General features: G+C 60.4%; 16 protein-coding genes. 8 read left to right on the forward strand and 8 right to left on the reverse strand.

Features of this window, described 5'->3' with window-relative positions; translation table 11 throughout:
- Positions 1–302: 302 nt before the first annotated feature.
- The 4 genes from CIB54_RS14700 to gcvH all read left to right on the forward strand — a co-directional run bounded on the left by CIB54_RS14700 (position 303) and on the right by gcvH (position 4824).
- Complete coding sequence (locus tag CIB54_RS14700; RefSeq protein WP_101220155.1) at positions 303–1307, forward strand: extracellular solute-binding protein; 1005 nt, start codon at positions 303–305, stop codon at positions 1305–1307.
- Between the two features lie 224 nt (positions 1308–1531).
- A complete protein-coding gene (locus tag CIB54_RS14705; protein WP_065950434.1) occupies positions 1532–3148 on the forward strand; it encodes an ABC transporter permease in 1617 nt (538 codons plus the stop codon).
- Between the two features lie 156 nt (positions 3149–3304).
- Positions 3305–4387, forward strand: coding sequence for a glycine cleavage system aminomethyltransferase GcvT (gene gcvT, locus CIB54_RS14710; RefSeq protein ID WP_101220156.1), 1083 nt, complete (start codon positions 3305–3307; stop codon positions 4385–4387).
- Positions 4388–4440: 53 nt separating this feature from the next.
- Entirely contained in the window at positions 4441–4824 is a 384-nt protein-coding gene (gcvH, locus tag CIB54_RS14715; protein WP_065950432.1) for a glycine cleavage system protein GcvH, read from the forward strand.
- Between the two features lie 144 nt (positions 4825–4968).
- Here the strand turns inward: gcvH and CIB54_RS14720 are convergent, their stop codons facing one another.
- The 7 genes from CIB54_RS14720 to CIB54_RS14750 form a co-directional block, all read right to left on the reverse strand.
- Positions 4969–6111: a DegT/DnrJ/EryC1/StrS family aminotransferase gene (locus CIB54_RS14720; RefSeq protein WP_065950431.1), complete on the reverse strand. Its 1143-nt coding sequence runs from the start codon at positions 6109–6111 to the stop codon at positions 4969–4971.
- Positions 6112–6263: 152 nt separating this feature from the next.
- Positions 6264–6929 (reverse strand): outer membrane protein, encoded by a 666-nt coding sequence (locus CIB54_RS14725; protein WP_065950430.1) that lies wholly within the window; start codon positions 6927–6929, stop codon positions 6264–6266.
- 182 nt (positions 6930–7111) lie between these two features.
- Positions 7112–7426: a DUF2388 domain-containing protein gene (locus CIB54_RS14730; protein ID WP_057723397.1), complete on the reverse strand. Its 315-nt coding sequence runs from the start codon at positions 7424–7426 to the stop codon at positions 7112–7114.
- Between the two features lie 68 nt (positions 7427–7494).
- Positions 7495–7941, reverse strand: coding sequence for an NfeD family protein (locus CIB54_RS14735; protein ID WP_065950429.1), 447 nt, complete (start codon positions 7939–7941; stop codon positions 7495–7497).
- A gap of 10 nt (positions 7942–7951) precedes the next feature.
- The gene (locus CIB54_RS14740; protein ID WP_003176797.1) at positions 7952–8872 is read right to left on the reverse strand and encodes an SPFH domain-containing protein; all 921 of its coding nucleotides are present in this window, start codon (positions 8870–8872) and stop codon (positions 7952–7954) included.
- 77 nt (positions 8873–8949) lie between these two features.
- Positions 8950–10632: a GspE/PulE family protein gene (locus tag CIB54_RS14745; protein ID WP_101220157.1), complete on the reverse strand. Its 1683-nt coding sequence runs from the start codon at positions 10630–10632 to the stop codon at positions 8950–8952.
- Positions 10633–10713: 81 nt separating this feature from the next.
- Positions 10714–11052 carry a hypothetical protein gene (locus tag CIB54_RS14750; RefSeq protein ID WP_065950427.1) on the reverse strand — a complete coding sequence of 113 codons (339 nt, stop codon included), beginning with the start codon at positions 11050–11052 and terminating at the stop codon, positions 10714–10716.
- A 127-nt stretch (positions 11053–11179) separates the two neighbouring features.
- Between CIB54_RS14750 and CIB54_RS14755 the strand changes: the two genes are divergently transcribed.
- Positions 11180–11650, forward strand: coding sequence for an Lrp/AsnC family transcriptional regulator (locus CIB54_RS14755; protein WP_043046970.1), 471 nt, complete (start codon positions 11180–11182; stop codon positions 11648–11650).
- 76 nt (positions 11651–11726) lie between these two features.
- Here the strand turns inward: CIB54_RS14755 and CIB54_RS14760 are convergent, their stop codons facing one another.
- Positions 11727–13094, reverse strand: coding sequence for a CYTH domain-containing protein (locus tag CIB54_RS14760; RefSeq protein ID WP_065950426.1), 1368 nt, complete (start codon positions 13092–13094; stop codon positions 11727–11729).
- Positions 13095–13251: 157 nt separating this feature from the next.
- On the opposite strand from CIB54_RS14760, the gene argE reads away from it, so the two are divergent.
- The 3 genes from argE to CIB54_RS14775 all read left to right on the forward strand — a co-directional run bounded on the left by argE (position 13252) and on the right by CIB54_RS14775 (position 17845).
- Complete coding sequence (gene argE / locus CIB54_RS14765) at positions 13252–14400, forward strand: acetylornithine deacetylase (protein ID WP_065950425.1); 1149 nt, start codon at positions 13252–13254, stop codon at positions 14398–14400.
- Between the two features lie 136 nt (positions 14401–14536).
- A complete protein-coding gene (gene argA, locus CIB54_RS14770; protein ID WP_049711030.1) occupies positions 14537–15835 on the forward strand; it encodes an amino-acid N-acetyltransferase in 1299 nt (432 codons plus the stop codon).
- Positions 15836–16501: 666 nt separating this feature from the next.
- Positions 16502–17845 (forward strand): OprD family porin, encoded by a 1344-nt coding sequence (locus tag CIB54_RS14775; RefSeq protein ID WP_065950424.1) that lies wholly within the window; start codon positions 16502–16504, stop codon positions 17843–17845.
- Positions 17846–17864: the final 19 nt, after the last annotated feature.

Consider the following 17864-nt stretch of genomic DNA (forward strand, 5'->3'; position numbering starts at 1 on the left):
TGGCCCAGTGCGGCTAACCCGGCGTCCTGCCGGGTTACCCACGGATTCAAGCCTGCGTTCGGCCAGCGTGGTTTAACGGGGCGCCTGAGATCAAAAGCAGATCAAGATCAAGATCAAGAGCTACTCGCTGCGCATCGTGGTTAGCGTTGGGTGCTACAGCGTTGTGTAGAGATCTATGCCGCGAGGCCATCAGTCCTCACGCCTCTCTCCGACCGTGCAACATCTGGTAACGCCTCCACCGAGCGTTACCAAATGTGAGTCCTTATCATTTGCGCTCTTTTTGCAAATGAGAGACCGCACCCATGTTGGCATCCAAGCGCCTCCTGACTGCCCTGGCACTCACCCTGATCGGCAGCGCCACTGCGCAGGCCGCCGACGAAGTGGTGGTCTACTCCTCGCGCATCGACGAACTGATCAAACCGGTGTTCGACGCCTACACTCGCAAGACCGGCGTACAGGTGAAGTTCATCACCGACAAGGAAGCCCCGCTGATGCAGCGCATCAAGGCCGAGGGCGAAAATGCCACCGCCGACCTGCTGCTCACCGTCGACGCCGGCAACCTCTGGCAGGCCGAGCAGATGGGCATCCTGCAGCCGTTCACCTCCGAGGTGATCGACAAGAACATCCCGCTGCAATACCGCTCCTCGGCCCATGCCTGGACCGGTTTGAGCCTGCGCGCGCGCACCATCGCCTATTCCACCGATCGGGTAAAACCGGGCGACCTGACCACCTACGAGGCCCTGGCCGACAAGCAGTGGGAAGGCCGCCTGTGCCTGCGCACGGCGAAAAAGGTTTATAACCAGTCCCTGACCGCCACGCTGATCGAGACCCACGGCGCGGCCGAAACCGAAGAAATCGTCAAAGGCTGGGTGAATAACCTGTCCACCGATGTGTTCTCCGACGATATCGCAGTGCTGGAAGCGATCAACGCCGGGCAATGCGACGTTGGTATCGTCAACACGTACTACTACGGTCGCCTGCACAAGCAGAAGCCGGACCTGGCGGTGAAGCTGTTCTGGCCGAACCAGGGCGACCGTGGCGTGCATGTGAACCTGTCGGGTATTGGCTTGACCAAACATGCGCCACACCCGGCAGCGGCCAAGGCCCTGGTGGAATGGATGACCACGCCCGAGGCGCAGCAGATCTTCGCCGACGTGAACCAGGAGTTCCCAGCCAACCCTGCGGTACCGCCGTCCGCCGAAGTGGCGACCTGGGGCAAGTTCGTGGCCGATACCTTGCCGGTGGAAGTGGCGGGCAAGCGTCAGGCCGAGGCGATCCGCTTGATGGATCGCGCCGGTTGGAACTGAGTTTCTAAATCGCTGCCAATCAAAAGGTGGGAGGGGGCAAGTCCTAATTGTAGGAGCGAGCTTGCTCGCGAAAAACGTCAACGATAATGCGTGCTTTCTGAATGAACGCGGTGCCTGTGAGTTTTTCGCGAGCAAGCTCGCTCCTGCAGACGGCATTAGGGCTTGCCCCCTCCCACACAGTTTTGTGTCTGCCTTCAGATAGTCCATTCCCAGGGAATTTGCTTTTGGCCCACCCCGCCCAACGCCGCTGGTACCTGCCGGTCTTCGCCGTCGCTGCCCTGGTGCTGCTGCCGCTGAGCGTGCTGTTGCTGTCCTGGCAGAGCATCGATCAACAAATCTGGTCCCACCTGTGGGACACCCAGATGCCTCGTCTGCTCGCCAACACCTTGACCCTGGTGCTCGGCGTCGGTCTTGGCGTGACGTTGCTGGGGGTGAGCCTGGCCTGGCTCACCAGCCTCTGCGAGTTCCCGGGGCGGCGCTGGCTGGATTGGGCGTTGATGCTGCCCTTTGCGATTCCGGCCTATGTGCTGGCCTTCGTGTTTGTAGGGCTGCTGGACTTTGCAGGCCCGGTGCAGACCCTGCTGCGCGAAGGGTTCGGCGCGGGGCTGCGCCTGCCACGTGTGCGCTCCACCAGCGGCGTGATCATCGTATTGGTGCTGGTGTTCTACCCCTATGTCTATCTGCTGGCGCGTTCTGCATTCCTGGCCCAGGGCAAGGGCTTGATGGAAGCGGCACGGGTGCTGGGCCAGTCGCCGTGGCAAGCGTTCTGGCGCGTGGCGCTGCCCATGGCGCGGCCGGCGATTGGAGCCGGTGTCGCCTTGGCCCTGATGGAAACCCTGGCGGATTTTGGTGCGGTCTCGGTGTTCAATTTCGACACGTTCACCACCGCCATCTATAAAACCTGGTACGGCTTTTTCAGCCTGTCCAGTGCCGCGCAACTGGCCAGCCTGTTGTTGCTGGTGGTGATGCTGGTGCTGTATGGCGAGCGGCGCGCGCGTGGAGCGAGCCGGCCCGGCAACGAGCGCCCGCGCGGCAAGGCGCTGTATCACCTGCGCGGGCTCAAGGCGGCAGCGGCCAGCGGTTGGTGTGGCTTGGTGTTCGCTTGCGCGTTTGTTATCCCGATGCTGCAACTGGTGGCCTGGTTCTGGCAGCGCGGCCGCTTCGATCTGGATGAGCGCTACACCGGCCTGATCGTGCACACGCTGTACCTGGGCGCGATCGCGGCGCTGATGACGGTCAGCGTGGCGCTGATATTGGCGTTCGCCAACCGCCTGGCGCCGACGCGGGCGATCCGTTCCGGCATCAGCCTGGCGAATGTCGGTTATGCCTTGCCCGGGTCGGTGTTGGCGGTGTCGATCATGTTGGCCTTCAGCTATCTGGACCGCGAACTGGTGGTGCCGCTGTCGGGCTGGCTGGGCGGCGCGGGCAAGCCGTTACTGCTGGGCAGCCTGTCGGCGCTGGTGCTGGCGTATCTGGTGCGATTCCTGGCGGTCGCCTACGGGCCTCTTGAAAACAGCCTGGCGCGTATACGCCCGTCGTTGCCCGAGGCCGCACGAAGCCTGGGCGTGAGTGGGCCACAACTGTTTTGCAAGGTGTATCTGCCGCTGTTGCTGCCCGGCACCCTGAGCGCGGCGCTGCTGGTGTTTGTCGATGTGCTCAAGGAAATGCCCGCCACCTTGCTGATGCGCCCGTTTGGCTGGGACACCCTGGCGGTGCGCATCTTTGAAATGACCAGTGAAGGGGAATGGGCGCGGGCCTCGCTGCCGGCGTTGACCCTGGTACTGGTTGGGTTGCTGCCGGTCATCGGGTTGATCCGACGCTCCGCACGACAAATCGGCTAGGTGCCAGTCCTACAGCTTGCGGCTACAATGCGCCGCATTCGGTGTGCTCCGTTTTTCGGATCGACCTGCTGTATGTGGCTGCGGGCCTTGTCGTTCAAGGTGTTCGGCGCAAGTGGCAGCTCTGCGCACCTTCGCCAAGCCCGGAAGGAGAAACCCATGGGACAGCGTACGCCTCTGTATGACCTGCATCTCGCCCTCGGCGCGAAAATGGTCGATTTTGGCGGTTGGGATATGCCTTTGCATTACGGCTCGCAAGTCGAGGAGCACCATCAGGTGCGGCGCGACTGCGGGGTGTTCGATGTATCTCATATGACCGTGATCGATGTCACCGGCCCTCAGGCCAAGGAATGGCTCCAGTACCTGCTGGCCAATGATGTCGATCGATTGCACGGCTGCGGCCGCGCGTTGTACAGCGCCATGCTCAACGAGCAGGGCGGGGTGGTGGACGACATGATCGTCTACCGTACCGAAACCGGTTACCGACTGGTGGTCAACGCTGCCACCCGTGACCAGGATATGGCCTGGATGCAGGCGCAACTGGGCCGCTATCAGGTGCAACTGCAGGAGCGCTCCGAGCTGGCCATGCTCGCCATTCAAGGTCCCCACGCGCGGCAGAAGATCGCCGAACTGGTGACCCAGTCCCGTGGCACCCTGATCCATCAGCTCAAACCTTTCGAAGGCCAGGCCGACGGCGACTGGTTTATCGCTCGCACCGGTTATACCGGCGAAGACGGCCTGGAAATTGTCCTGCCTGCCGACCAGGCGCCGGGTTTTTTCAACGACCTGGTGGGCGCCGGTATTTCCCCCATCGGCCTCGGTGCGCGCGATACCTTGCGCCTGGAGGCCGGCATGAACCTGTATGGCCAGGATATCCACCAGCAGGTGTCGCCCCTGGCCGCCAACATGGCCTCGAGCATCGCCTGGGAACCGGCAGGGCGCAATTTCATTGGCCGCGCCGCGCTGGAAGCGGAAAAAGCAGCCGGTGTGCAGTTCAAATTGGTCGGGCTGGTCCTGGAAGAACGTGGAGTTCTACGTGCTCACCAGGTGGTTCGTATCGCCAATGTTGGCGAAGGGGAGATCACCAGTGGTAGTTTCTCACCTACGCTTAGCAAATCCATTGCCCTGGCGCGTGTACCGACGGCGACTGCCGACCGGGCCGAAGTGGAAATTCGCGGCAAGTGGTACCCGGTTCGAGTGGTCAAGCCGACCTTCGTCCGCCATGGCAAAACCTTGATCTAACTATTTTCCGGCAGGCCACTGGCCGCTGACATTTCTTCTTGAGGACACAGACTATGAGCAATATCCCTGCCGACCTGCGTTTTGCCGAAAGTCATGAGTGGGCCCGTCTGGAAGCCGACGGCACCGTGACCGTCGGAATCTCCGACCATGCACAGGAAGCGTTGGGTGATGTGGTGTTTGTTGAGTTGGCTGAGATTGGCGCCACATTTGAAGCCGAGGGCCAGGCGGGTGTGGTTGAGTCGGTGAAGGCTGCCTCGGACATCTACGCCCCGGTTGCAGGCGAAGTGATTGCGGTCAACGACGAGTTGAGTGGGAGTCCTGAGCTGTTGAACTCCGACCCTTATGGCGCCTGGATCTTCAAGCTCAAGCCAAGCAACCCGGCTGATCTGGAGAAACTGCTGGACGCTGCCGGCTACAAAGCCGCTATCGGCGAGTAAACACAGAACCCGATGTGGGAGGGGGCTTGCCCTAATGCTGGTCAGTTTGTGGGAGGGGGCTTGTCCCCGATGGCGGAGTGTCAGTCTGCTCATCAGTGGCTGACCCACCGTAATCGGGGGCAAGCGCCCTCCCACACTGGATAATCAGCCTGCTTTCAATACGGCTTTGACCGCCGCCACAGCCCGCTCCACATCCGCCTCTGTCATCGCCGTGAACATCGGCAACGACACGATCAATCGCCCAACACGCTCCGCCACGGGGAACATCCCTTCCTTGAAGCCCTGTGCCCGATACAGGCTCAGCAGGTGGATGGGCGGGTAGTGATAGCCAATGCCGACGCCGCGGGCCTGCATCTGCTCCATAAAAGTGGCGCGGGCGGGCAACCCATCCTGACGCTCCGGCAATACCAGTTGGAACAAGTGCCAGTTGCTGTTTTCGAAGTCCGCCGGCGGCAGTTGTGCGCCGTACTGTTCTTCGAAATCACTGCCGAAGCATTCGAAGTAGTGCCGTGCCAGGTTCTGACGATGGGCGGTGATCTTCTCGATGTGGGCAAATTGTCCCAGGCCGATGGCGGCGGCGATATCGGTCATGTTGAACTTGCCGCCCAGCACGTCCACATCCAGACCGTCGAAACCGTTGCGGGTGACGCCCTGCAGGCGGTACTTCTCGGCCAGACGGGCTTCTTCGGCGTTGTTCAGCACCAGGCAGCCACCTTCGGATGAGGTGATGTTCTTGTTCGCCTGAAAGCTGAACGAGACGAAGTCGCCGGTAGCGCCGATGCGTTCTGCGTCCCAGCTGGATCCCAGGGCCTGGGCAGCATCCTCGACGATGCGCAGGTTGTACTTGTTGGCCAGCGCGTAAAGCATCGGCATGTCCAAGGGCAAACCGGCCAGGTAAACCGGGATGATCGCCTTGGTGCGCGGGGTGATCGCCGCTTCAACCTGAGCCAGATCGATGTTGCGGGTCACCGGGTCGATATCGGCAAAGACCGGGGTGGCGCCCACTTCGAGGATGACATTGGCTGTGGCGACCCAAGAGATTGGTGTGGTGATGACCTCATCCCCAGGCCCGATACCAGCGATGCGCAGGGCAATTTCCATGGTGCAGGTGCCTGAGTTGAAGGTGCGCACCGGGCGGCCGCCAAAGAACTCCGACAACTGCGCTTCGAACGCCAGCACCTTCGGCCCGCTGGTGATCCAGCCGGAACGAAGGACATCGCCGACCGCCGAGATCGTGGCTTCGTCAATGGTAGGTTTGGAGAACGGCAGGAAAGGCTGTTGGCTCATGACGAAGAAGGCATCCGATAGGCGATGGGTGATGGACGTGCGAGTCCTGCATGGTTGCACGGTGCGACTGAATATAGCCTGTCGCCCGTGAACGATTCGTCATGTTGCGAGCAAAACAATGCCGCCTGGACGGCGGCATTTTTTTCAGGGAATCAAAAGCCGAAGCGGGCTTCAAGAAACAAATTCTGCTCCTTGAGTTTGCCTTTGAGCTGTTCATCACGGGCATTCACCCTGTTGGCAAACGTGTTGTAGCCAGTTTCAACATCGCCCATTGCGGTATAGCGATAACCAGTGCCCAGAGTGAGTCGCTCATTGAGCCTGGCTTGCAACCCGATGCCCACGCTGTAGGCAAAGTTGTGCTGGCGATTGCTGGCAAAACGCCGTGTATCGTTGGTTTGGTAGCCAGCAGCGTCAACCCGCGCGACACCCATGCCGGCCATCCCGTAGAACGACAGCCAGTCATTGATAGGTATGTCCTTGTAACCATTGAGCATCAGGCGCTGGCTCTGGGTGTGCAGGCTATTGACGTTGGCATTGAAGGGCGCCCAGTAGGACTTGAATGTCGAGGTATTGGGCATGGTGTATTCGCCCTCCAGGCGCCACCCGTCGGCAAAGGCATAACCCACTGCAAAGGAGCCAACCACCGATTTGCTGCTGTCCGGTGCGGCCACACGTTCTGTCACGCGGGGGCTGGTCAGCAGAGCGCTGGAGAGGTTCTGGCGTGTACTGTTGAGCTTAGTCGAACCATACCAGCTTTCTGCCTGGGCACAGGGGGCTGCGGCTGCCGACAGGAGGCAGGCGAATACAAGTTTTTGCATGGAGACTGATTCACTTTATTGAAAAAGGAATCGGTAGCTTGTTACCTGCTACCCACGGCCTCGACAGGACTGATCCGATGGTTGCCCAGAAAACTCGACTCTTGACGTAATCAATCGCAGGTTTTTTGTAGGGGAATGCAAAAATGCCGCTTGAGAAAGCGGCATTTTTTAGGTTGCAGTGGTTACTCGGTAACAGCGTTCTTCGCGAGGATGGCGTTGGCCAGCTCCATGTCCGTGGCCTGCAGGCCAGGGTTATCGGCGCGCACTTTCTGCATGGCCGCTTCCAGGTACGGGCCGCGGATGCCGCCGTCGCTGGCGACGAAGCTGCCGGCGTCGTCCTGGGCGGCGACGACCATTTTGTGGTCCTTGAAGGTCAGGTAGGTCGAGCCGGTGGTGGCGCCTGACGAGATGACATTACGCCAGAAGCTATCGGCCATGGCTGAGCCGACAGGGAGAGAGAGCACAGCAAGGGTTGCGACAGCATATTTAAGACGCATGATGGGTGACTCCGGTGGGTTATCTGTACGTTTTGATTGTAGTTAACCTGATCCAGTTCCATCACTGACTAAACAGTTTCAACCTTTAAAACTACCCCATCCTGCCCAACCACGCGGACTTGAGCGCCTACAGGTGCATCGGCACCGGTGACCATCCATACGCCATCGCCGACCTTGACCTTGCCCCTGCCGTCCACTATCGCCTGATGCACCACGAACGTGCGCCCGACCAGCTCTGAACCGCGCTCGTTCAAGCCGGGTTGATCGCTGGCCTTGGCGCTGCTGCGTTGGCGTCTCCACCAGTACACGGCCGTCAATATCGACAGCAGGGCGAACAGCAGCAGTTGCCACTCCAGTCCGAGGGGCGGGACGATGAACTTGATCACACCCACGGCCGCTGCGGCGATACCCATCCACAACAGGTAGCCTCCGGCACCGAACACCTCAAGAATCAACAAGACGGTGCCCAGCGCCAACCAATCCCAGAACGAAAGATGCTGCAGGAAATCCCACATGGTGGCGACCTCAGCCTTTCTTGTTGTCGAAAGTGGCTTTGACGATCTCGCCGATACCGCCCACGGCGCCAATGACCTGGCTGGCTTCCAGCGGCATCAGGATCACTTTGCTGTTGTTGGCCGATGCCAGCTTGCCCAGGGCATCGATGTATTTCTGCGCGACGAAGTAATTCACCGCCTGCACGTTGCCGGAGGCGATCGCTTCGGATACCACCTGGGTCGCGCGGGCCTCAGCCTCGGCCTGACGTTCACGCGCTTCGGATTCGAGGAAGGCGGCCTGGCGGCTACCCTCTGCCTCGAGGATCTGCGCCTGTTTCTTGCCCTCGGCGGTGAGGATCGCCGAGGCGCGCAGACCTTCGGCTTCGAGGATTTGTGCGCGCTTGATCCGCTCGGCTTTCATTTGTCCGGACATGGCCGCCATCAGGTCAGCGGGCGGGCTGATGTCCTTGATTTCGATACGGGTGATCTTGATGCCCCACGGCGCCGTAGCTTCGTCGACGGTGCGCAGCAGTTTTTCGTTGATGCCGTCGCGCTGGCTGAGCATGGCATCCAGCTCCATGGAGCCGAGCACCGTACGGATATTGGTTTGCAGCAAGTTGCGGATGGCATGTTCGAGGTTGTTCACCTCATACGCGGCCTGGGCAGTGTTGACCACCTGGAAGAAGCACACGGCGTCAATCTGCACGGTGGCGTTGTCGGCGGTAATCACTTCCTGGGGCGGGATATCCAGCACGCTTTCCATCACGTTGATCTTGCGGCCGATGCGGTCCATGACCGGGATGATGATGTTCAGGCCGGGCTTGAGGGTGTTGGTATAGCGGCCGAAACGTTCGACGGTCCACTGGTAGCCCTGGGGCACCACCTTGAAACCCATGAACAGGATGGCAATGGCCAATCCCACGAAAAGAAGCAGTACGGTTCCGATCTGCATTGCGATTCCCTATCTGATGATGTCAGTGACACGACGTTCGGTCGATTGTAACGGTGTCGTCACGGATAAGAACGGTTTCATTGGCCAGCGAACAAAGGATTTGTTTCTGAATCCCCAGGGGTAACCCTGAGGACTTCCGTCAGCGTCGTCAGTCCGGCCTTCACCTTTTGCATGCCGGCCATTCGCAGGCTGTGCATGCCTTGCCCGAGAGACGCATGGCGCAAGGCTTGAACGTCAGCGCCGGGGGTGATCAGCGCTTTGAGGGTTTCGTCCAGAATCATGATTTCGTAAAGCCCGGCCCTGCCTCGATAGCCACTGTCGCGGCACTCACCACACCCGACCGCCTCGTAGACTTCGGCGACGGCGCGTTTGCAATGGGGGCACAGCACGCGCACCAGGCGCTGTGCCATGACGCCTATCAGCGTCGCCTTGATCAAATAATGAGCGATACCCAGTTCCTGCAAACGGCTGATGGCGCTCGGCGCATCGTTGGTGTGCAGCGTTGACAGCACCAGGTGCCCGGTCAGCGCGGCCTGGATCGCCATTTCGGCGGTCTCCTGGTCGCGAATCTCGCCGATCATGATGATGTCCGGGTCTTGGCGCAGCAACGCGCGGATACCGCTGGCGAAGGACAGGTCGATGTTGTGCTGCACCTGCATTTGGTTGAATGCCGGCTCGACCATTTCGATGGGGTCCTCCACCGTGCACAGGTTGACCTCCCGGGTCGCCAGTTGCCTGAGGGTGCTGTAGAGCGTGCTGGTCTTGCCCGAGCCGGTGGGGCCGGTGACCAGAATGATGCCGCTGGTCTGTCGGGTCATGGCCTGCCAGCGCTGCTGATCGTCGACGGACAGCCCCAGTTGATCGAAATCCTTGAGCAGCACCTGGGGATCAAAAATGCGCATGACCAACTTTTCGCCGAAGGCGGTGGGCAAGGTCGACAGGCGCAGTTCCACTTCAATGCCTGCCGTTTTCGTTTTGATGCGCCCATCCTGGGGCTTGCGCTTCTCAGCCACATTCATACGCCCAAGGCTTTTCAGCCGGCTGACCACAGCGGTACTGACCTGGGGCGGAAATTGGTAGACGTCATGCAACAGCCCGTCAATGCGAAAGCGCACACGCCCCTGTTCAAGGCAGGGCTCGATATGGATATCGCTGGCCCGTTGATCAAAAGCGTACTGCAACAGCCAGTCGACGATATTGACGATATGCGCGTCATCGGCATGCGGCTCGCTATCGCTGGCGCCCAGGCTGAACCGTTCGACAGTACCGGGGGGTGCCATTTGCTGGTCGGCACCGCTGACAGATTTGGCCAAACGGTAAAATTCATTGATGCAGCGCTGGAGGGTTTGAGGGTTGGCCACCACGCGTCTTATCGAGCGTTTGAGTACCTGGGAAAGCCCGGCCTCCCAGCCGCTGACATGGGGCTGAGCGCTGGCAACGGTGACGCTGTGCGCATCCACGGCCACTGCAAGGATGGCGTGGCGCTGGGCGAAGGCGTGGGACATCAACGGCACCACCGTCGCCACGTCGATCTTCAGTGGGTCGATGCGTAGATAAGGCTGATCGACGTGCCGGGCCAGCCACCGGGTCAATGTTTCCAGGCACGGTCCTTGCGCGGCGATCATTTCCAGGGGATGCCGGGCGCTGGCGGGCACGGACGACACCTGCCGCGCCGTCTCTGGCGTAATCAGTTGCTGCTCGATCAATGCAGGCAGCAACTGTTGCAGTTCCAGAGGGCGATCTTGCAGGACGGCGGGCATGAGGGGTTCCAGATTGGCGTCGGGTGTAATCCCAGGCTAGCCAGCTTCTGAATATTCTCCCTGGGCGTGTATTGCAGGCTTTTACCGAGAGGTTGCCGCCACGGCTTGAGGCCGCGCGCTACCTGCCGGCCACGACTCAACGGAACACACGCTGATCAGGTTTCGAAACTTTTCACCAATCACCTGGGCGCGATGCCAGCTCAGGCCGTCCACCACGATGTCGATATGCAGCAGGTCGTCTTGCCTGTTCACGATCACCTGTCTGGGCGTGAGAAATTGCAGCGCGAAGTAATTCAGTACCCGGCACAGCACGTCCGGCTCCGCCTCTGCGGCAATCCGATAATGCGCCTCGCACTGAAGGCTATCGACAGCCCACGCATCGGCGCGGGTAACAGAGTGGACGGTTTCAACGGCGTGCATGCTGACTCTCCAGATTTGGCTGGAGGAATTTTTACATTCGCCATGGGAGATTTCTTATCTAAGATGAGCAAGATTCGCATAAATTAGAATCGTGCAATTCAAGATAAGCGCACCCGAAGGTATTTTTATGCACAGTGAATTGGACGTCTATGACCGCCGCATCCTGGCCCTGCTGCAAGAGGACGCCTCGCTCTCCAGCGCGCAGATCGCCGAACAGGTCGGCCTGTCCCAGTCGCCCTGCTGGCGGCGCATCCAGCGGTTGAAGGAAGAGGGCGTGATTCGTGGCCAGGTGACGCTGCTGGACCGCAAGAAAATCGGCCTCAACACGCAGATTTTCGCCGAGGTCAAACTCAACGCTCACGGCCGATCCAACTTCACCGAGTTCACCGAGGCGATTCGTGGCTTTCCGGAAGTGCTGGAGTGTTATGTACTGATGGGCGCGGTGGATTTCTTATTGCGCATTGTTGCGTCGGACATCGAGGCGTACGAGCGGTTTTTCTTTGACAAGTTGTCGATGGTGCCGGGGATTCAGGAGGTCAATTCGATTGTGGCTTTGTCCGAGATCAAGTCCACTACCAGTCTGCCAGTATTGCGCTGACAGGGAAGGCCTCATCGGGGGCAAGCCCCCTCCCACAGGTCAAAATGTGGGAGGGGGCTTGCCCCCGATAGCAATGTTACAGGCGCAGAAGCGTCTTCCACGCCCGATTCTGATACACCGCAATCGCCTGATGCATCCGCGCATCCAGCGACTCATCGGTAATCGGCTGGTTAGCCAGGTGCGCCAGCTTGTTCAGCTCGCCGTACAAGCGGTCCAGTTCCGGGATGTCCACCACGTGACGGGCATGGTGCAGCCAGGCCTGGATGCGTTCGATGCGCGGCAATTGCTCGGCCAGGTCTTCCGGCTGCTGCTGGTAACGCGACAGTTGCAGGGCAACGGCGTCATCGGCCAACAGGCGCGGTAGCCAGTTGGTGATCTGCGCGGCGCCCTGACGGTTGCCACGCACGTTGCGCGCTTCGGTCCAGGTGCGGGCCAGCAGCCAGCGCGAGGTGTTCAGGGAGAACAGGCCCCAGCGCACATCCTGCAACTCTTCAACGAACTGCTCCGGCGCGGCTTTGCGAATGTCTTCATCGTCGTCACCGGCCTGGACCAGCGGGCGCCAGTCTTCCAGCAACGCGTCCAGGGCGCTGCGCAGCTCGCTGGTGGATTGGCGCGGCGCGGCCTGGCCGAGGCTGCCGATCAGGGCGCGCAATTCGCCGAGGTTCTCGACCCAATCCTGCAGCAGACGCCAGTGGCCATTGAAGCGATATTGCTCGGCCAGACGCTGGCTGCTGCCCAGCAGGTGCCACATGATTGCGGCGAAGGCATCGTCCAACGGCATTTCGGCGTGAATCTGCGGCGCCGGCAGGCTCAGGGAGTAGCTGCTGGCGTCGTACAGGCGATAACCACGTTCGGCCTTGCTGATGTCACACGGCATCAGCGCCAGGGTCGCCGCCAGTTCGGCGGCCAGCTCCAGCAGGGCTGCCGGCTCACCTTCGCGCAGTTCCAATTCCAGCTCGCAGATTTCTTCCTTCTGCTTGCCGACGACCACATGGCCCAGGTCCAGGGCGGCTTCGATCACCACCTTGGCCTTGCCGCGACCCCAGGCGATTTCGGCGCGTTCACGCACGAAGTCGGTGGTAAAGATCGGCTTGAGGGTCTTTTTGTCCAGCTCGGCCAGTTGCTCGGGCCAGCACTCGCCGTCGAGCTTCTTCACGTCGAGCTTGGCTTTGGGCAGGTCCCAGTTGTATTCGTTGCGTTCCGACAAGCCGGCAACACTCTGGCCGCGGGTCTTGAGGGTCTGGATGATGTCGTCACCGTCCTTGCGCAGGCGCAGGGCCACCTTGGCCTGGGCCAGGTCGCGCTCGGGGGTGTCGAAGTACTGATTCATCAACTCACGGCGTTCCCAGCCACTTTTGTTGCGTTTTTTCAGTAGCGGGTGCTCACGCAGCGCGGCGAGTGTCTCGCGGCTGACGCGGAGCTTGATTTCGGTTTCTTTCTGCATGGCCGGAAAATCCAGGATCGGGAGCGCAGCCAGGGAAAAGTGTGGCTGCCAAGGTCGTGCAGTGTACAGGACTGAGCCCGGCAACGTGCCGCAACGGTTTATTGTGTCGTGCAGATGGCTCTATAGTGGGGCTCATCCGGGAAGTTGGAGACCGCGCATGCCGTTACCGTCCATGAAAGAGCAGTTCGCCGCGTTGATTGCCGCGCCGTCGGTCAGTTGCACTCAAGCGTCGCTGGACCAGACCAACCGCCCGGTGATCGATCTGCTCGCCACCTGGCTGGGCGACCTGGGCTTCGCCATCGACATCCAGCACGTCAGCCCCGGCAAATTCAACCTGCTGGCCAGCTTTGGCAGCGGCCCCGGCGGCCTGGTGCTGGCCGGTCACAGCGACACGGTGCCCTACGACGCGGCATTGTGGAAAACCGATCCGCTCAAGCTGACGGAAGTCGACGGGCGCTGGGTAGGATTGGGCAGTTGCGACATGAAGGGCTTCTTCGCCCTGGCCATCGAAGCCGTATTGCCGCTGCTGGATCAACCGTTCAAGCAACCGCTGCTGATTCTCGCCACGTGCGATGAAGAAAGCTCCATGTCCGGCGCCCGTGCCCTGGCCGACGCGGGGCGGCCGTTGGGTCGAGCGGCGGTGATCGGCGAGCCGACGGGCCTCAAGCCGATCCGCTTGCACAAAGGTGTGATGATGGAGCGCATCGACATTCTTGGCCAAAGCGGCCATTCATCGGACCCGAGTCTGGGCCACAGCGCCCTGGAAGCCATGCACGACGCCATCGGCGAATTGCGTGGCCTGCGCCTGGCCTGGCAACGTGAATACCGCAACCCGCAGTTCAGCGTGCCGCAGCCGACCATGAACTTCGGCTGCATTCACGGCGGCGACAACCCCAATCGCATCTGCGGGCAGTGCTCGCTGGAATTCGACCTGCGGCCGCTGCCGGGCATGGACCCGCAAGTCCTGCGCGCCGCCATCCGGCAGAAGCTGCAACCCTTGGCCGAGCGCCATCAGGTCAAGATCGACTACGCGCCGCTGTTCCCCGAAGTGCCACCGTTCGAGCAGCCGGAAGACGCCGAACTGGTACGGGTGGCAGAGCGTTTGACCGGCCATCGTGCCGAAGCAGTGGCGTTCGGCACCGAAGCGCCTTATCTTCAGCGCCTTGGTTGCGAAACCCTGGTGCTCGGCCCTGGCGATATCGCCTGTGCGCACCAGCCGGGCGAATACCTCGAAATGTCACGCTTGACGCCTACAGTGCGTCTATTGCGGGAACTGATTGAACATTACTGCCTGAAACCTGCATAAATTAACCCCCGCCTGTTCGTACATAGAAAGGAGAGTGAGCGTGTCGCCAAGCCTGTTCCGACGATAACCATCAGCCCGCTGTGCGCTTTCACGATTGATCCCTTTTCGGCTGCTTTTTATTACAGGCCCAGGTGTTATGCCCGACTACGTTAATTGGCTTCGTCACGCTTCGCCCTACATCAACGCTCACCGCGACTGCACCTTTGTGGTCATGCTGCCCGGCGATGGTGTGGAACATCCCAACTTCGGCAATATCGTCCACGACCTGGTGCTGCTGCACAGCCTGGGGGTGCGGCTGGTGCTGGTGCACGGTTCGCGCCCGCAGATCGAAGTGCGCCTTGAAGCGCGTGGCCTGACCCCTACTTACCACGAAGGCATGCGCATCACCGATGCGGCGACGCTGGAGTGTGTGATCGACGCGGTCGGCCATCTGCGTATCGCCATTGAAGCGCGCTTGTCCATGGACATGGCCTCATCGCCCATGCAGGGCTCGCGCCTGCGCGTGACCAGCGGCAACTTCGTGACCGCGCGCCCTATCGGCGTATTGGACGGCGTGGACTATCACCACACCGGCGAAGTGCGCCGGGTCGACCGCAAGGGGATCAACCGCCTGCTGGACGAGCGCTCCATCGTGCTGTTGTCGCCGCTGGGGTATTCGCCCACTGGTGAGATCTTCAACCTGGCCTGCGAAGACGTCGCCACGCGCGCCGCCATCGACCTGGGTGCCGACAAGCTGCTGCTGTTCGGCGCTGACCTGGGCCTGATCGATGAAAATGGTCGCCTGGTGCGCGAACTGCGTCCGCAACAAGTGCCGGCCCACCTGCAGCGCCTGGGCAGCAACTACCAGGCCGAGCTGCTCGATGCCGCCGCTGAAGCTTGCCGGGGTGGAGTAGGGCGCAGCCATATCGTCAGCTACGCCGAAGACGGCGCCTTGCTCACCGAGCTGTTTACCCGTGACGGCGGCGGTACGCTGGTGGCCCAGGAGCAATTCGAACTGGTGCGCGAAGCGGCGATCGAGGACGTCGGCGGCTTGCTCGACCTGATCAGCCCGCTGGAAGAGCAGGGCATCCTGGTGCGTCGTTCGCGGGAAGTGCTGGAGCGGGAGATCGAGCAGTTCAGCGTGGTCGAGCGCGAAGGGATGATCATCGCTTGCGCGGCGTTGTATCAGATCGCGGATTCGGATGCGGGTGAATTGGCGTGCCTGGCAGTGAATCCGGAATACCGCCATGGCGCGCGCGGCGACGTGCTGCTTGAGCGCATCCAGACCCGTGCCCGTGCCCAGGGCCTGAAGACCTTGTTCGTCCTCACCACCCGCACCGCCCACTGGTTCCGTGAGCGCGGCTTCGTGCCGAGCAGCGTGGACCGCCTGCCATCGGCGCGGGCGTCGCTGTACAACTATCAGCGCAACTCGAAAATTTTCGAGAAGGCTTTGTAAGCCCGGCCTGGCAACCAATACATATCTACCTGTGGGAGGGGGCTTGCCCCCGATAGCAGTGGGTCAGTCAATCTCTATGTGACTGACACACCGCCATCGGGAGCAAGCCCCCTCCCACATTGGGCCGCGTTTATCCCCAATGCGTGATGCCGCTGCCGTTACGCACTACCAGGCCTTCAGAAGCGTTGATTTTTGCCGATAGCGTGTTCGTGTAGCCGTCAGCCGTTGACATCAAAAGAAAGTAATACCGATACAAAAACTGTAACAAATTGACGGGAGGATGTGCCCTTGGCCATGATGGCGTCGCCTTTTTGATCGTGAGTGACGTATGCAACCGAACGTCAACACTAATCGATCTAAAAAAGCACAGGTAAATACCCTTTAGGAATTAGCTTATGGGCAGGTTGGTCTATCCTGACCAGTCCGTTTCGCGAACGCGCTTATTCCTGAATCGTATGAAAAAGAATGAAACAATTCTTTTTGGGTGTATGAAAAACTCATTACCCTGCAGGGACCAAATCAACTGCGATTAGACGAAGGTAGTAGACACACAAGGTTACGATTGACTTGGTGGTCACTATCTGGCGCTAATCGCGCATCTGTGGATCGAGGGCGTCAGACCCGAGACCAAAGAAATACAAAAATTAGAAATGAGAGGAGCGGTACATGAAGAAGTCCACCTTGGCTGTGGCTGTAGCGTTGGGCGCAATCGCCCAGCAAGCAGGCGCTGCCGGTTTCATCGAAGACAGCAAGGCCACACTGGGTCTGCGCAACTTCTATATCAACACCGATAACCGCGAAGGCACGGCCAACCCGAGCAAGAACGAAGAATGGGGCCAAGGCTTCGATCTGCGTTTCATCTCCGGTTATACCCAAGGCACCGTGGGCTTCGGTCTTGACGCTATCGGCCTGTTGGGTGTTCGCCTGGATTCCGGCGGCGGTACCAACGGCGCGACTGCCACGTCCTACGGCGGCACCATCTTCCCGAGCAAGTCCAATGGCGAAGCCGTTGATAACTACTCGAGCCTGGGCCTGACTGCCAAGGCCAAGATTTCCCAGACTGAATTGAAGCTGGGTACCTTGCAGCCCAAGCTGCCGGTCATCGTGACCAACGATGGTCGTATGCTGCCGCAGACCTTCCAGGGTGGCCAGATCAGCTCCAGCGACATCAAGGACCTGACCCTGGTCGCCGGCCAGATCGAAAAGGCCAAGGGCCGTAACTCCAGCAACAACGAAAGCCTGTCCATCTCCGGTGCCAACAGCCGTGGTGTGAACTGGCGTTCGAGCAACAAGTTCTACTACGCCGGCGGCGACTACAAGATCACCAAGGATCTGACCGCCCAGTACTACTACGGCAACCTGGAAGATTTCTACAAGCAGCACTTCCTGGGCCTGACCCACAACTGGGCCATCGGTCCGGGCGTGTTGAAGTCTGACCTGCGTTACTTCAACAGCTCCGACGACGGTAACAACGGCAACCAGTCCGCCTACTTCTCTACAGGCAACTACGGTGGCGTCAACTCCGGTCGTGGCAAAGTCGACAACAACCTGTACAGCGGCCTGTTCCTGTACTCGGTTGCCGGTCACACCTTCGGTGGTGGTTACCAGGTCAGCAACGGCAGCAGCGACTTCCCTTGGCTGAACCAGGGTGACGGCTCGTCGGCCTACATCACGACCGACATGCAGATCCAGAAGTTCGCCCGTGCCGGCGAGCGTACCTGGCAAGCTCGCTACTCCTACGACTTCGCCAAAGTCGGCGTACCTGGCCTGACCGCGGGTGTGGTTTACCTCAAAGGCGACCATATCGACACCGTCGCCAGCAACCGTGCCGAGTTCACCGGCCAGTCCGAGTGGGAACGTGACATCACTGTTGCCTACGTCGTACCGGAAGGTCCGCTGAAAAACGTCGGCGTGGCTTGGAAAAACGCTATGTGGCGCAGCGATATCGCCAACGCGCGTAACCAGGACGAAAACCGCTTGATCGTCAGCTACTCGATCCCGCTGTTGTAAGACTGTAAAACCTTGCCCG

Source organism: Pseudomonas fluorescens, assembly GCF_002837185.1.
Taxonomy (GTDB): domain Bacteria; phylum Pseudomonadota; class Gammaproteobacteria; order Pseudomonadales; family Pseudomonadaceae; genus Aquipseudomonas; species Aquipseudomonas fluorescens_AM.